Below are 15,051 nucleotides of genomic sequence, written 5' to 3' on the forward strand. Positions count from 1 at the left end.
GAGTGATGACATGCCAAAGCAAATTGATACGATTCTCATCAACATCGGTCAGCTTTTGACGATGGAAAGCAGCGGCCCGCGGGCAGGCAAAAGCATGCAGGATCTTCATGTGATCGAAGACGCTGTTGTCGGCATCCATGAACAGAAAATTGTGTTCGCCGGACAAAAAGGGGCTGAAGCCGGTTACGAGGCAGACGAAATCATTGACTGTTCGGGACGCCTTGTAACGCCTGGCCTCCTTGATCCGCACACCCATCTTGTATTTGGCGGATCTCGTGAAAAGGAGATGAACCTTAAGCTTCAGGGCATTTCATATTTGGATATTCTGGCGCAGGGCGGCGGGATTCTGTCTACAGTCAAGGATACCAGGGCGGCTTCAGAAGAAGAGCTGCTGCAAAAAGCCCATTTTCATCTGCAAAGAATGCTGTCCTACGGCACAACCACAGCAGAAGTGAAAAGCGGCTACGGCTTGGAAAAAGAGACAGAGCTCAAACAATTGCGTGTCGCAAAAAAACTGCATGAAAGCCAGCCTGTTGACCTTGTTTCCACATTTATGGGAGCCCATGCGATTCCTCCCGAATATCAAAACGATCCAGATCAATTTCTGGATCAAATGCTTTCCCTTTTGCCGGAAATCAAAGAGCTGGAGCTCGCCAGCTTCGCTGATATCTTTACAGAAACAGGCGTTTTTACAGTCAGCCAATCCCGCCGTTATTTACAAAAAGCAGCTGAGGCAGGCTTCGGATTAAAAATACACGCAGATGAAATCGATCCGCTTGGAGGTGCTGAATTAGCAGGTGAGCTAAAGGCCGTCTCAGCCGACCATTTGGTAGGTGCATCGGACGAAGGCATAAAGAAATTGGCTGAGGCAGGAACGATCGCCGTCCTCTTGCCGGGCACGACATTTTATCTTGGCAAAAGCACATACGCCAGGGCAAGAGCTATGATTGATGAAGGGGTATGTATCAGCTTGGCAACGGATTTTAATCCTGGCAGCTCGCCGACTGAAAATATCCAGCTGATCATGTCGATTGCCGCGCTTCATCTGAAGATGACTGCAGAAGAAATATGGCACGCGGTCACAGTCAATGCCGCATACGCCATAGGGAAAGGAGAAGAAGCCGGTCAGCTCAAAGTCGGCCGCTCAGCTGATCTAGTCATTTGGCAAGCCTCGAACTATATGTATATTCCGTATCACTACGGGGTCAATCATGTACATCAAGTCATGAAAAACGGAACAATTGTTGTCAATAGGGAGGGAGCTATTCTTGGATAAGTACCCTTTTCTCAGAGAAGCCGGGTCTTCGTTTAAAGACCGGGATGTCACAAAAATGAGCGACCTGATCGCAACATGGGACGGCCAAGACATTAAGGGACCGGCGTTGATAGGTGTCCCCCTATCAAAATCATCCATCAGTCATTCAGGCGCTTGCTTTGCACCCGGAACAATACGCCAGTCTCTGAAACATTCATCAGCCTATTCTGCTGAGCTTGGAGAGCACGTCGTATCGGAGCTTCTATATGATCTGGGGGATATCGATATTCATGTCACTGATATCGCAAAGTCACATCATCACATTTTCCAAACCATGCACGCTTTGCTTTCGGACCATCCGGATTGGGTGCCGCTCATTCTCGGGGGAGATAACTCGATCAGCTACTCCACTATAAAAGCGATAGCACAAACGAAAGGAACAGCAGCAGTGATTCAATTTGATGCCCATCACGATGTTCGCAATACGGAGGACGGGGGGCCGACAAACGGCACCCCCTTCCGCCGCCTTTTGGATGAAGAGATCATTGAAGGTCAACATTTGATCCAGCTGGGTATCAGAGAATTCAGCAACAGCCAGGCCTATGAAGCATATGCAAAAAAACATAGCGTGAACATTCACACGATGGACATGATCCGGGAAACAGGACTAATCCCAACGATAAAAGAGATTTTGCCTGTTGTTCAAGATAAAACAGATTTCATTTTTATATCTGTTGACATGGATGTCTTAGACCAGTCCCATGCACCCGGCTGTCCAGCGATTGGCCCGGGCGGCCTCTATACAGACGAATTGCTTGAAGCAGTCAAGTACATCGCACAACAGCCCAATGTTGCCGGGATTGAAATTGTTGAAGTCGATCCTACCCTCGATTTTCGAGATATGACAAGCAGAGCTGCAGCTCATGTTCTGTTACACGCATTAAAAGGAATGAAACTCTCCCCATTCAAGTGATCTTCTGGCAGGTTGTATTTTGGGTATAAGAAACTCATCTGCCTAAGGAATGGCAGCTAAAAGGAGGGCGAGACAGTGAATCTTCAGGAGAACAGCAGCCAACAGCTAAAACGCACAATGAAAAGCAGGCACCTATTTATGATCTCATTGGGAGGCGTCATAGGCACAGGACTTTTCCTCAGTACGGGCTATACGCTACATCAAGCCGGACCCGGCGGTACGATACTCGCTTATGTAATCGGCGGGTTGATGATGTACCTCGTCATGCAATGTCTCGGCGAATTGTCGGTTGCCATGCCGGTGACCGGCTCTTTTCAAAAATATGCTACAACATTTATCGGTCCATCTACCGGTTTTATGGTCGGCATCATGTACTGGATCAATTGGGTGGTGACGGTAGGCTCTGAGTTTACCGCATCCGGTATTCTCATGCAGCGCTGGTTTCCTGACAGCAGCGTATGGATGTGGAGTGCGATTTTTGCAGCTCTCCTTTTCGTATGCAACGCATTCTCAGTCAAGTTATTTGCGGAAACCGAATTTTGGTTTTCCAGCGTGAAGATTGTCACCATCATTTTATTTATCATTTTAGGAGGAGCCGCCATGTTTGGCTTGATCTCTTTAAACGGGACGGCTGATGCTCCTATGTTGTCAAATTTCACAGATCATGGAGGATTGTTTCCAAATGGCTTTCTCGCCGTATTTATCGCGATGATATCTGTGAGCTTTGCCTTTTCCGGAACAGAATTAATCGGAGTCACAGCAGGTGAATCAGCAAATCCTCAAAAGGATATTCCGCGATCCATCCGTAATGTCGCATGGAGAACCGTGATTTTTTTCATTGGCGCTGTGTTCGTATTATCCGGGTTAATTTCGTGGAAGGAAGCAGGAGTCATTGAAAGCCCGTTTGTCGCCGTATTTGCGGAGATCGGAATCCCTTACGCCGGTGATATTATGAATTTCGTAATATTAACAGCCTTGCTGTCCGTCGCCAATTCAGGCTTATATGCTTCGACCCGTATGATGTGGTCGTTAGCAAATGAAAACATGATCAGCTCCCGTTTTAAGAAAGTGACCTCTAAAGGCATTCCTTTAAATGCCTTAATGATCAGTATGGCTGTATCTTGTTTATCTCTCGTTTCCAGTATCGTGGCCCCTGGAACTGTCTATGTGGTGATGGTCGCAATTGCTGGATTTGCAGGAGTCGTGGTCTGGATGAGCATTGCCTTGTCCCAGCTCTTGTTTCGAAAGAGATTTCTGAAAAAAGGGGGGAATGTAAAAGAGCTGACATTTCGCACGCCGCTTTATCCTCTTATGCCTATAGCCGCTCTCTTATTATGTTCTGCTTCTTGTATCGGTCTTGCTTTTGATCCCAATCAAAGAATCGCACTTTTCTGCGGAGTTCCTTGTATCATCCTTTGCTATCTCATCTACCATTTCAAAAGAAATGTTACAAAAGCGAAAAAAATCAGCCAAGAGGAATATCCGGCCGATCACATCCTATAATTAAAAAAGCACACCCCGCCCAGCATGGGATGTGCTTTATTTTTTATTCTGTAATTAACGTATGAATCAGCTTCGGCGCCTTCGCTTCCGCGGCGATGCGGATGTTGTCATAGACTTTTGCAATGACTTCATCAACGTTTTCGCGGTTGGCGTAAAGCGTTACGAGCGGTTCCCCTTTTTCTACTTTGTCGCCGACCTTTTTGCGGAGCATGATGCCGACGGCTAAATCGATTTCGTCTTCTTTTGTGGCGCGGCCGGCACCTAACAGCATCGCCGCGACGCCGATTTCGTCCGCAACGATTTCAGAGACGACACCCGCTTCTTTGGCAGGCACATCAATTTGATATGCGGCTTGCGGAAGCTTAGACGGATCGTCAACAATTGAGCTGTCGCCGCCTTGGTTTTTCAGGAAATCCTTGAATTTCTCAAGCGCTTTGCCGTTTTTCATGACTTCTTCCAGCTTCGCTCTCGCTTCGTCCAATGTATCGGCTTTTTTCGCAAGCACAACCATCTGGCTGCCGAGCGTTAAGACAAGCTCATGAAGATCCTCAGGCCCCTCGCCTTTGAGTGTGTCGATCGCTTCTTTGACTTCAAGCGCATTTCCAATCGCAAAGCCGAGTGGCTGGGACATGTCTGAAATGACAGCCATTGTTTGACGGCCGACGTTATTTCCGATGCGTACCATCGCTTTGGCAAGTTCAGCTGCGTCTTCTTCTGTTTTCATGAAGGCGCCCGCTCCCGTTTTTACGTCAAGCACGATGGCGTCCGCCCCGGCAGCGATTTTTTTGCTCATAATCGAGCTTGCAATGAGCGGAATGGAATTGACCGTTCCCGTTACATCACGAAGCGCGTACAGTTTTTTATCAGCCGGCGTTAAATTGCCGCTTTGGCCGATGACCGCAACCTTGTCGCGGTTCACAAGTTTAATAAATTCATCCTTCGTCAGTTCCACGTGGAAGCCGTCAATTGCCTCTAACTTATCAATCGTGCCGCCCGTATGGCCGAGGCCGCGGCCGGACATTTTGGCAACCGGCACGTCAAGAGCCGCAACAAGCGGAGCGAGAACGAGTGTTGTCGTGTCGCCGACGCCGCCGGTGGAGTGTTTATCCACTTTAATTCCTTCAATGGCAGAAAGATCAATCGTTTCACCGGAGTTCACCATAGCCATCGTCAAGTCCGCGCGTTCACGGTCACTCATATCCTGGAAGAAAATCGCCATAGCAAGCGCGCTTGCCTGATAATCAGGAATGCTTCCGTCTGTATAGCCGTTCACGAAAAATTGAATTTCTTCAGTGGTGAGTTCTTTTCCGTTTTGTTTTTTGATGATGATATCTACCATTCTCATGTTTGGTCACCGATCCTTTTCGATTAAGTTCAGTAAATCAAGCCCACAATTGCTGCTGATAAAAAGCTGACAAGAGTAGCACCGTATAATAATTTCAAGCCGAAACGAGCGACGACATTTCCTTGCTTTTCATTCAGTCCTTTTACGGCACCGGCAATGATTCCGATTGAGGAGAAGTTCGCAAATGACACAAGGAATACCGATACGATCGCTGTTGTACGGCCGCTGAAATGGAAACCGTTTTGCGTAAGCGACGTCATGGCGACAAATTCATTCGATACCATTTTTGTTGCCATAATGCTTCCCGCATTAACAGCTTCATTCCATGGGATACCCACAAGAAAAGCGAATGGAGCAAACACATATCCAAGAATGCCTTGGAACGAAATACCGAATACTGCATTAAAAATGCCATTGATCAAGGCAATAATCGCGACAAATCCAATCAGCATCGCAGCGACGACAACCGCTACTTTGAAACCGTCAAGGATGTATTCTCCGAGCACTTCGAAGAAGGATTGTTTTTCTTCTTCCTCAACACGAAGCATATCCTCTTCTTTTGCAACCTCGTACGGATTAATAATAGAAGCAATTATGAAACCGCCAAATAAGTTCAAGACCAGCGCTGTTACAACATATTCCGGTTTCAGCATTGTCATATACGCGCCGACAATCGACATTGACACAGTTGACATCGCAGATGCGCAAAGCGTGTACAAGCGCTGCTGATTTAAAAGACCGAGTTCTTTCTTCAAGGAGATAAATACTTCTGACTGCCCTAAAATCGCAGAAGCCACTGCGTTATACGATTCCAATCTTCCCATACCGTTTACCTTGCTGAGGGCAAGGCCAATATATCTAATAATAAACGGGAGGACTTTCCACTTTTGCAGAATCCCGATCAGAGCGGATATAAACACGATTGGCAAGAGAACATTCATAAAGAATGTCGTTTGGTCCGCATTCACCAAGCCGCCAAACACAAAGTTAATTCCCTCTGCCGCGTATTCAAGCAGGTAACCGAATCCTTTTGCAAATCCTCCCACGAGGAAATTCCCTATTCCGGTATTGAGGAGAATGTAGCCAAGAATAAATTGCAAAATGAGCATAACAACAATTGGGCGGATCTTAATTCTTTTTTTGCCGCTGCTCGCGATCCACGCGAGGCCTAAAAACACGAGTAAACCGATAATCCCAATCAAATACTTCATATGTGTTTCTCCTTTATTTGTATTCGCTTACAATCACTGTTTCCTCAGAAAACGGAAAGCAGTCTGCCTTCCGTCAGCTCTTAATAGTTGTCTCCGCCTGATGCATTTTCTCCTTTTACGATAGAAACGCCTGCGCTGGCGCCAATTCGGCTTGCTCCGGCCTCTACCATTGTGTCTACATCTTCTTTCGTTCTGACGCCGCCAGATGCTTTGACGCCGATATCAGGCCCTACTGTTTTGCGCATTAAGGCGATATCTTCCTTCGTTGCGCCGCCTGTAGAAAAGCCTGTTGATGTTTTTACGAAATCCGCTCCCGCAGACACCGCTAAACGGCATGCACGTTCTTTTTCTTCATCAGTCAGAAGGCACGTTTCGATAATGACTTTGACAAGCGCTTTTCCGGCTGCAGCTTCCACTACACCGCGGATATCAGCTTCCACTACATCGTCTTCCTTGTCTTTTAAAGCGGCAATATTAATGACCATATCCACTTCAGTGGCGCCTTTTGAAATGGCGTCTTTCGTTTCGAACGCTTTTGTTTCAGTTGTATTGGCACCGAGCGGGAAGCCGATGACCGTACAAACGTCGACTCCAGTTCCCTTAAGCTCTTTTGCAGCAAGCTCCACCCATGTCGGATTGACACATACTGAAGCAAATTTGTATGTTTTCGCTTCTTCAATTAGTTTTAGAATGTCCGCTTTTTGTGTATGCGGTTTCAAAGCTGTATGATCAATTATGTTGGCTAATGACATCCTTCGCACACTTCCTTTTTTGTTAAGATATTTTTTAGCATAACCGACTTTTGAACATATGTAAATTGGTAATTGAAATTTTGTTCAACGGAAGGTTTGAACGTGTCACAAATCATTAACAAGCGCCCTCGCGGTATGCTGGTCAATGATTAAAACGTTGGCATATTTTCCGGTTAATGCTCCGTGAATGGAAGATACTTTTCTGCTTCCGCCGGCAACTAAAATGGAGCGTTCCTTCAGTCTAAGGTCTTGAAGCTCAACACCGATGGTCCGGTCATTGATGGCGCTGCTGCAAATATTCCCTTTCGCATCAAAAAAGCGTGAACAAATATCCCCCACGGCCTGTTTTTTCAGCAGGGCTTTCTCTTCTTCGTTAAAATATCCGAGTCGGAACAACAGCGCTTCATCACGGACAGTCCCCACCGTGAAGAGAGCGATATTCGCCTGCTTTCCCATCTCGATGATCCGCTCAATATGACGGTCTTTCTCCACCATTCGCTTCACATCCGCATTATCAAACACGACGGGAAGCGGGAGATAGCGCGGCATCGTTTGAAAAGCCTCTGCAAACAGCTGAATCGTTTCAGCCGAATACGTGTTTACCCGGGAATGGCTGATGCCGCCTTTTAGCTGGACGACCTCGACGCCTTTTACCTGCTTCGGCTGCATGTTTTGCGCGATTTGATACATGGTGGTTCCCCAGCTGACGCCGACAATGTCGCCGTCTTTTACCGTTTCATGCATATATTCTGCACCATAGCGGCTTAGGTCATGTGTAATTCCTGCATAATCGGGTGTCGGGGAAAACACAACATGCGCCTCAAGGAGCCCGTATTTCTCTTCAAGTATGGAACCGAGCGCATCCAAATCCTCAAAAGGGTCCATGACGCGAATCTGGACATACCCTTTTTCCTTTGCATATTGCAGCAGCCGGGAAACGGTTGGCCTTGAAATGTTGAGCTGCTCAGCAATTTGCTGCTGACTGTAGTCAGACTGATAGTAAAGCCTTGCCGCTTCTATGCTTAATTGTTGTTTTTCCCGATCCATTCTGCACCTCCCTGTGGATCAGTCCTGATAAAACTGCTTTTGATTTGCTTTTATTATACAGGCTGGCGCCGACTTTCATCCACCTGATTTCTAAGAAACTGAAAAACGCTCTGGGCGCGGACCTGCCCAGAGCTTACTTCTCCCAGGTCATATGCTGATAAATGCCTTTCATAATGGCGTACATTCCATATAGGATCAGGCCTAATGCCAATATAGATAGAATCAATTTGCCATGCGGCTGCTGCGCGAGTTCGGCGAGCGCACCGTCAAAGCCTCTTGTGTCGTCAGGATCAGCGGTCATGGCTGTCTTGATGAGAAAATAGCCGATGGCTGAGAAAATAATGGCGCGGGCGATATTGCCTGCGCGCCCGGTGTTTTTCGTGATGCATATCATCTGTTTGTTCATTTTTGATGTATCGAATTCTTTCATAAAAGCAGCCCGAACGCCTTTCATAAATTGAACAATCGCAAATACGATAAAACCCGCACCCGTAAGCCCTGTGAGCCATTGGCCGAATGGCTGCGCCAATACATAAGCGGACCACGTCTGTTCTGAAGTGCCGCCGTCCCCTTGGCCAAACACAAATCGCAAGGCATTCCAAGCGATGGATGTATAAACGGCGGCACTGAAAAAGTTTCCTATTCTCCGTGACAGGCCTCGCCTGCTGTTTCCGTGCCCCTCCGTGTCCTTGATCGCACTTAACACCATCCAGATTACATAGCCGATAAGGCCGATGCCTATTAAAAAAAGCAATAGTGACCCATACGGCATGCGTGATAGCGTTTGGAGCGCTCCGCTCGAATCTTTCGCGCGGCCTGCCCCGGCAGCCGTCATAAAAGCCAAAACCCCAAGCAGAATAAAAACGCCGCCGAATGCAAAATAACCAAGCCTCCCGAATCGTTTGATCCAAGGCTTGGTTTCCTGTTTTATTTTTGACATGTACCGGTCTTTCACCGCCATGTGTCCAACCCTCTTTCACAGAAATCTTTACTGTAACATTCCCGATTGGACAAAGTTGAAACAGCTTCTGCCTCAGCTATGGCTGGCTGAGATACGTTTTTGCTGTTTAGCTGATTGTGCAGGTGTCATCCAAGCAGCCGCTGCGGCAGCTGTGACTCCGCCTGCTAATTTCCCAATGATCATGGCCGCCGCCATTTCTTTTTTCATTCCAGCTACAAAACCGAGATGGCTGCCGAGTACAAAGGCGCCGCTGACCGCAAACGCGACATTGATAACCTTTCCTCTCGGCGTCATATTCTTTAATGAAGCCAGCATCGGGATATGATGCGCCAAAGAGGTCACTAATCCTGCTGTTGCTGTCTCATCTAAATGAAGGTGTTTCCCCAGGGCCTGAAGCGGTTTTTTAAAGGTTTTTGTAATAAAAGCCGTCATTGGAAACGCCCCTGCCAAGGCAATGGCGATGGTCCCTGTCGTTTGTATCCCTGTCTCGACATTCTCCATTCCCGGAATCAGCACAATGCCGGTCATCGTTTCAACAGAAACAGCTGCAAGCCCGATAATCGCAACCACACTGACCGCTTTCCCGAAGAGATGAAACAACTGAATCATTCTGTCGGTGTATCGCCATAACCCAAAAGCGATCACAGCAGATAACAGACTCGGGATCAGAAGATTTTTACCTATCATGCCGATGTCAAAGCCTGCGCATAATCCGCCGATTAAGCAACCGATCGGCACTGTGCACAGCCCGATTAATATGCCTTTCGCAAAATACGGATGATCCTCTTTTTCGATGATGCCAAGAGCGACGGGAATCGTGAAGACGATTGCCGGCCCCATCATTGTTCCTAAAAACACCCATGAAAACAGCCCGGCCTGCGGATCTTTCGCCATTTCTCCAGCCAGCGCATATCCTCCCATATCAATCGCCAAAATGGTGTTCGCAAAGGAAGAAGGGTCCGCGCCAATCGCCGTGTAAAACGGAGCAACAATGGGAATCAGGATTGCTGCCAGCACGGGCGCCAGCGACACAATTCCGATCATGGACAGCGCCAGCGGCCCCATAGCCTTAAAGCCGTCCGCAAACCGCTCGCCTAGCCCCCATCTGTTTCCCAAACAATAATCCGCCGCTCCCCATAGTAAAAAGGCAGCCAAAATGAATACAACCGCGTCATTCACCGTCATGGTTTTCTCCTTTTTCAAACGTATGATTGGTTTTATCATATCATCTGAAATCACCGAATAGAGTTGATCTTATTCAATATGAGCTAAAAATTCTTTTATATCGGCTTTTTCAACGGCTGTTATGATGCTCCGCGCTTTTTCTTGCGGGACCGTTAATGTCAATTTTTCTATTATGTCTTCTTCCGACAGCTCATTTCCTGGCGCCCCTTTTGGGCAGTCCACACGCGCTTCGCAAATCCGGCCGTCTGATAAATAGGCCCGGACAATCGTGAAACGGCCTTTTGGAACGGCATGAGGAGCCGGCTGAATAGCATTGTCATATATGCGCTGAATTCGCCCCATTGTCGTTTGAACCCCGCTTGGGATCGGCTGGTTGCTGAAATGTTCAACGGTCAGGCCGTGTCCATGCAAAGCAAGAGCAATCACATATTCAACGCTGAAACGGCCTTCCTCTCCAGTTTTTGGAGATCTTTCCGTCAATGCAGCATCTCCGCCTGGCGGAAATATCACTTCAATACGTTCGGTATTGGCAGCAGAAATGGTTTCTTCGGAGATAAGCTGTCGTACCGCATCTGCAGCATGGTGTGCCGCGGAACAAAATGGATAGATTTTAAACCATAGACCCGGCTGCACAATTCTCCACGGTGCCCCCCAATCGTTTAGCAAAGTGTGTTGTGCTTTTTCAACGTCACCGTACAGACTGAAGAAACCAGTTTCTCCATCAAATGCCGTGCGGGACCCGCCAAATTCTGATTGGGCCAGCTTAACGGCCAGCAAGCCAGCCTGAGCCGCCAAACCGGCGTGCAGCGGTTTCATTTCTGTTCCAAATTGCACCCTCATCCCAGCAGATTGCGTAGCCGCAAAACCAATTGCTTTTTCCAGCTCTTCCTGAGTCAGCTCCTCAGCATAACCTACGGCGCAGGCAGCAGCGATGGCACCAAGCGTTCCTGTATTATGCCAGCCCTTTTCATAGTGGCGGCTGCCAATTGATTCTCCCAGCCGTGCCATCACTTCAACACCAACAATATAAGCGCCAAGAAGCCGCTCGTCATGTCCGCGAGCGGCAGATGCAATAAGGGCCGGTACGATGACGGCACTGGGGTGTCCTCTTACATCGGAGTGGACATCATCAAAATCCAATGCATGGGCGATAAATCCATTCAGCATCGCGGATTGTAATGGCGCGGCCTTTTTGCCCTGTCCGATAATAGGAACAAGGGGCCGGCCTCCTTCATCCTCTATCAGACGGAGGAGCTTTTGAATTCCTTTATCTTCTCTTCCTGCGAATGAAGCGGCAGTAAAATCAAGTAATCCTTTTTTTGCTTCGCGAATCGCGTCAACTGAATGCTCAGGTTGTGACGTTCTCACAGCCGCTGCAAGACCTGCTGTCAGCCCTTGTTTGCTCATTTGATGGTCTCCAATACAATAACCGCCAGCTCCGCAAAGTATTGAGAGGCAACCGTAAGGGCTTCTTCATCCAGTGTAAAGGCCGGATGATGCCACTCCTCCGTCCCGTTCGTTCCCATCCAGACAAAAAATCCCGGAATCTTCTCTTGATACAGAGCGAAGTCTTCTCCGCCCGGAGACTGCTCAGCGTGAACGGTTTGATAGCCAAGCCGTGCCGCAGCTTCGGATGCCGCATTCAAAAATGTGCCGTCATTCTGAACGGAAGGCAAATAAGGAAACCACTTGAATTCTGCTTGTGCCCCATAGCCCGCTGCAATTCCTTCAGCCACTCGTCTCATATGCTCCGGAACAGCCTGCCGCGCTTCTTTTTGAAAGGTTCGAACCGTCCCCTCCATTTCAGCTTGGTCTGGAATCACGTTCCACGAGGTGCCCGCCTGTACTCTTGTGATACTGACGACTGCGTTTTGCAGTGAGCTGATATTGCGGCTGACCACAGATTGCAGCCCGCTGATGATTTGTCCGGCTGCAGCGATTGGATCAATACTGTTATTCGGGATGCCGGCGTGTCCGCCTTTCCCTTTGATGACGATCTCAAACCGGTCAACACTTGCCATAAGCGGACCTTCCTTTACACCAATGGTTCCGACAGGCAGATCCGGCTTATTGTGCATGCCGAAAATCGCAGAAACGTCATTAAGTACGCCAGCTTCTAGAACCTTTCTTGCTCCTGCGGCAATTTCTTCGGCCGGCTGAAAGATAAAGCGGACTGTACCTTTCAGCTCGGCCCTTCTTTGATTCAGCAACATCGCTGTGCCAATAATAGAAGCAGTATGAAAATCGTGTCCGCACGCATGCATTGTGCCATCAACCTTAGATGCAAACGGGAGATTCGTCTGTTCTTGGATCGGGAGCGCGTCAATATCCGCTCGTATTGCTATCACGGGGCCGTCTTCCCGTCCTTTGATTTCTGCAATCACGCCAGTCTCCAATTGAGGAACATCAAGTATTTCGATTTGCTCCTCCTCAAGCCAGCGGCGGATTTTTTTCGTCGTTTCAACCTCTTGAAATGACAGCTCAGGATGTTCATGAAGATCACGCCGCATATTGATTAAACAGGTATGAAACGCTGTGTCGGCCATTGTTCTTCTCCCTTCTTATATAAGCTCTGCAGGCTCTCCCACCTGCTTGATAAATCGTTTCGTCCGTTCGTTTTTCGGATGGTCAAACAGTTCTTTTGGCGTTCCCTGCTCGATAATATGGCCGTCTGCCATAAAAATCACTTGATCAGCAACCTCTTTTGCAAACGCCATTTCGTGTGTAACAATGATCATCGTTGTTTGTTTTTCCGCAATGGACTTGATGACCTGAAGCACCCCTGTGACGAGCTCAGGGTCAAGCGCTGACGTTGGTTCATCCAGTAAAATCGCATGCGGATTGACCGCAAGCGCCCGCGCAATGCCGATTCGCTGCTGCTGGCCGCCGGACATTGTGATCGGATAGCTGTCAGCCTTATGCTCCAGACCGACTTGTTTCAGAATCTCCATTCCAATACGTTTCGCTTCGTCGCGTGGTTTATGTTGAGCCACGATTAAAGCTTCTGTAATGTTTTGCAGAGCCGTTTTATTTTTAAACAGATTGTAGTTTTGAAAGACCATGGCCGTTTGCTGGCGAAGCCGATATGCTTCCTTGCGTGTAAACTTTTCCGCGTTCAGTTTGGCTTCTCCGATTTCAATAAGTCCTTGATCCGGACGCTCTAATAAATTTAAGCACCGGAGAAGCGTTGACTTTCCGGAACCGGACGGACCGATGATTGCCACCACTTCTCCGCGTTTCACTTCTAGATCGATTCCGTCGAGCACGACGAGATCTTTAAACGCTTTGCGAATATTTTTTACTGTTATCAACTGATTTCACCTCTAAGTCCGGTATGGCTTGCTCATGGCACGTTCAAACAAGTCCTGCAACATGCTGTAGATAATGGTAAGAACCCAATAGACGATCGCAACCGCCAAGTACGTCTCAAAATATTTGAGGTTTCCTGAAGCGTACATCTTCCCTTGGGCGAACATCTCCATGACCCCTAATGTAAAGGCCAGTGACGTTTCTTTCAGGAGCCCGATAAATGTATTGCCCGTTGCCGGGATCGCATTTCGGATCGCTTGCGGCAAAATAATCCGTCTGTATGCCTGAAATTTTGTCATACCGACAGACAGGCACGCCTCCAGCTGCCCGTCATCAACAGAATTGAGGGCGGCCCGGAAGATTTCTGCCAAATAAGCTGCGTTTTTTAAGCTTAACCCGATGATGGCAGCTGTGAGAGCTGTCATTTTGCTCATCTCTGGAAACAGCTGCGGCAGCCCGTAATAGATTAAGAACAGCTGTACAAGTGTCGGCACGCCTCGGAAAAAGGATATATACAGCTTTGACAGCTGATGAAGCACTGGAATTTTGTTTTTTGTAATGAGTGCGAGAATAAGTCCTCCGATAATGGCAAAAATCATAGCTGCTATTGCCATAAACAAGGTGATCGGAAGGGCCTGAATTAAAGTCGGGAACGCTGATATCATGAATTCCCAATCAATCGTGTTCATTCTGGTGATTCACCGCCGTTTCTTAATGCTTCTGTTCTACTCTGATATCTTCATTAAAGTATTTTTCAGAGAGTTTTTTCAGTGTTCCGTCTTTACGCAATTCATCTAGCGCCTTATTGACTTTTTTGCGGAGCTTGTCGTGCGCATCGTCCTTGGCAAATGGGAATGCAACCTGTTCGTAAACAATCGGATCTCCTGCAAGCTTTAATGGCAAACCGGTCTTCTTGATTTGCGCGATCAATACAGTTCGGCTGTTGACATAAGCGTCTACACGGCCGTACGCAACATCCTTCAGCGTACCCTCTTGTGTTTCGTACGTTTTGATATTGATTTTTTTATCAGGATCTTTGCTTTCAAGGTTTTTCGCGTGGTTTGAACCGAGAACGGCTGCGACTGTCTTGCCTTTTAAATCGTCTACTGATTTGATGTCTGTATTGTCTTTTTTGACGACAATCTGTGTTCCCGCATAAGCGTATGGTTTCGTAAAGTTATACGTTTCCTTACGTTCGTCTGTCACAGCTACCTGGTTGGAAATGGTGTCAAGCTTGCCTGTTTGAAGCTCTCCCATCAGCCCGCTGAATTCAAGCAGCTTCCAGTCCAGTTTCATGTCAATTTTCTTAGCGACTGCTTCCATCACTTCCACGTCAAAGCCTGTCAGCTTTCCGTTTTCTTTATAAGCAAATGGGTAACTTTGTCCTGTCGCACCGACATGAAGCACATTGTCATCCTCTTTACTGCTGCTGTTTCCATTGCCGCAAGCTGAGAGCACCGCTAATAATGCAGCAACGACCAGCACTGTCCATTTTTTCATCTTCATTTGA

At 47.8% G+C, this 15,051-nt stretch carries 14 protein-coding genes; 3 read left to right on the forward strand and 11 right to left on the reverse strand.

Features of this window, described 5'->3' with window-relative positions; translation table 11 throughout:
- The first annotated feature begins 10 nt into the window (after positions 1 to 10).
- The 3 genes from hutI (at position 11) to M1D65_RS19695 (ending at position 3,731) form a co-directional block, all read left to right on the forward strand.
- Positions 11 to 1,276 carry an imidazolonepropionase gene (gene hutI / locus M1D65_RS19685; protein ID WP_456270702.1) on the forward strand — a complete coding sequence of 422 codons (1,266 nt, stop codon included), beginning with the start codon at positions 11 to 13 and terminating at the stop codon, positions 1,274 to 1,276.
- The gene (gene hutG / locus M1D65_RS19690; RefSeq protein ID WP_064671742.1) at positions 1,269 to 2,228 is read left to right on the forward strand and encodes a formimidoylglutamase; all 960 of its coding nucleotides are present in this window, start codon (positions 1,269 to 1,271) and stop codon (positions 2,226 to 2,228) included. Before hutI ends, hutG begins: the two co-directional genes overlap by 8 nt.
- Before the next feature lie 75 nt (positions 2,229 to 2,303).
- On the forward strand, positions 2,304 to 3,731 hold the full coding sequence (locus tag M1D65_RS19695; RefSeq protein ID WP_124072581.1) for an amino acid permease: 1,428 nt from the start codon (positions 2,304 to 2,306) through the stop codon (positions 3,729 to 3,731).
- 43 nt (positions 3,732 to 3,774) lie between these two features.
- Here the strand turns inward: M1D65_RS19695 and M1D65_RS19700 are convergent, their stop codons facing one another.
- From M1D65_RS19700 to M1D65_RS19750, 11 genes are all read right to left on the reverse strand, one after another.
- Positions 3,775 to 5,076 (reverse strand): pyrimidine-nucleoside phosphorylase, encoded by a 1,302-nt coding sequence (locus M1D65_RS19700; protein ID WP_003227132.1) that lies wholly within the window; start codon positions 5,074 to 5,076, stop codon positions 3,775 to 3,777.
- A 29-nt stretch (positions 5,077 to 5,105) separates the two neighbouring features.
- Complete coding sequence (gene nupC / locus M1D65_RS19705; RefSeq protein ID WP_003227130.1) at positions 5,106 to 6,287, reverse strand: nucleoside permease NupC; 1,182 nt, start codon at positions 6,285 to 6,287, stop codon at positions 5,106 to 5,108.
- Positions 6,288 to 6,367: 80 nt separating this feature from the next.
- Positions 6,368 to 7,039, reverse strand: a complete 672-nt coding sequence (deoC, locus tag M1D65_RS19710; protein WP_003227127.1) for a deoxyribose-phosphate aldolase — start codon at positions 7,037 to 7,039, stop codon at positions 6,368 to 6,370.
- 105 nt (positions 7,040 to 7,144) lie between these two features.
- Positions 7,145 to 8,086, reverse strand: coding sequence for a DNA-binding transcriptional repressor DeoR (gene deoR, locus M1D65_RS19715; RefSeq protein WP_003227124.1), 942 nt, complete (start codon positions 8,084 to 8,086; stop codon positions 7,145 to 7,147).
- Between the two features lie 133 nt (positions 8,087 to 8,219).
- Positions 8,220 to 9,047: a DUF1206 domain-containing protein gene (locus M1D65_RS19720; RefSeq protein ID WP_015385093.1), complete on the reverse strand. Its 828-nt coding sequence runs from the start codon at positions 9,045 to 9,047 to the stop codon at positions 8,220 to 8,222.
- A gap of 72 nt (positions 9,048 to 9,119) precedes the next feature.
- On the reverse strand, positions 9,120 to 10,232 hold the full coding sequence (gene eutH / locus M1D65_RS19725) for an ethanolamine utilization protein EutH (RefSeq protein WP_029318596.1): 1,113 nt from the start codon (positions 10,230 to 10,232) through the stop codon (positions 9,120 to 9,122).
- Between the two features lie 69 nt (positions 10,233 to 10,301).
- On the reverse strand, positions 10,302 to 11,639 hold the full coding sequence (locus M1D65_RS19730) for an MmgE/PrpD family protein (protein ID WP_276354397.1): 1,338 nt from the start codon (positions 11,637 to 11,639) through the stop codon (positions 10,302 to 10,304).
- Positions 11,636 to 12,778 (reverse strand): N-acetyl-sulfur-metabolite deacetylase SndB, encoded by a 1,143-nt coding sequence (gene sndB / locus M1D65_RS19735; protein WP_276354398.1) that lies wholly within the window; start codon positions 12,776 to 12,778, stop codon positions 11,636 to 11,638. Before sndB ends, M1D65_RS19730 begins: the two co-directional genes overlap by 4 nt.
- A 15-nt stretch (positions 12,779 to 12,793) precedes the next feature.
- The gene (locus tag M1D65_RS19740; RefSeq protein ID WP_456270703.1) at positions 12,794 to 13,543 is read right to left on the reverse strand and encodes an amino acid ABC transporter ATP-binding protein; all 750 of its coding nucleotides are present in this window, start codon (positions 13,541 to 13,543) and stop codon (positions 12,794 to 12,796) included.
- Between the two features lie 12 nt (positions 13,544 to 13,555).
- Positions 13,556 to 14,230, reverse strand: coding sequence for an amino acid ABC transporter permease (locus M1D65_RS19745; protein ID WP_015715006.1), 675 nt, complete (start codon positions 14,228 to 14,230; stop codon positions 13,556 to 13,558).
- 22 nt (positions 14,231 to 14,252) lie between these two features.
- On the reverse strand, positions 14,253 to 15,047 hold the full coding sequence (locus M1D65_RS19750; RefSeq protein WP_456270704.1) for an amino acid ABC transporter substrate-binding protein: 795 nt from the start codon (positions 15,045 to 15,047) through the stop codon (positions 14,253 to 14,255).
- Between the last annotated feature and the right edge of the window lie 4 nt (positions 15,048 to 15,051).

It is taken from the genome of Bacillus sp. JZ39 (genome assembly GCF_053903145.1).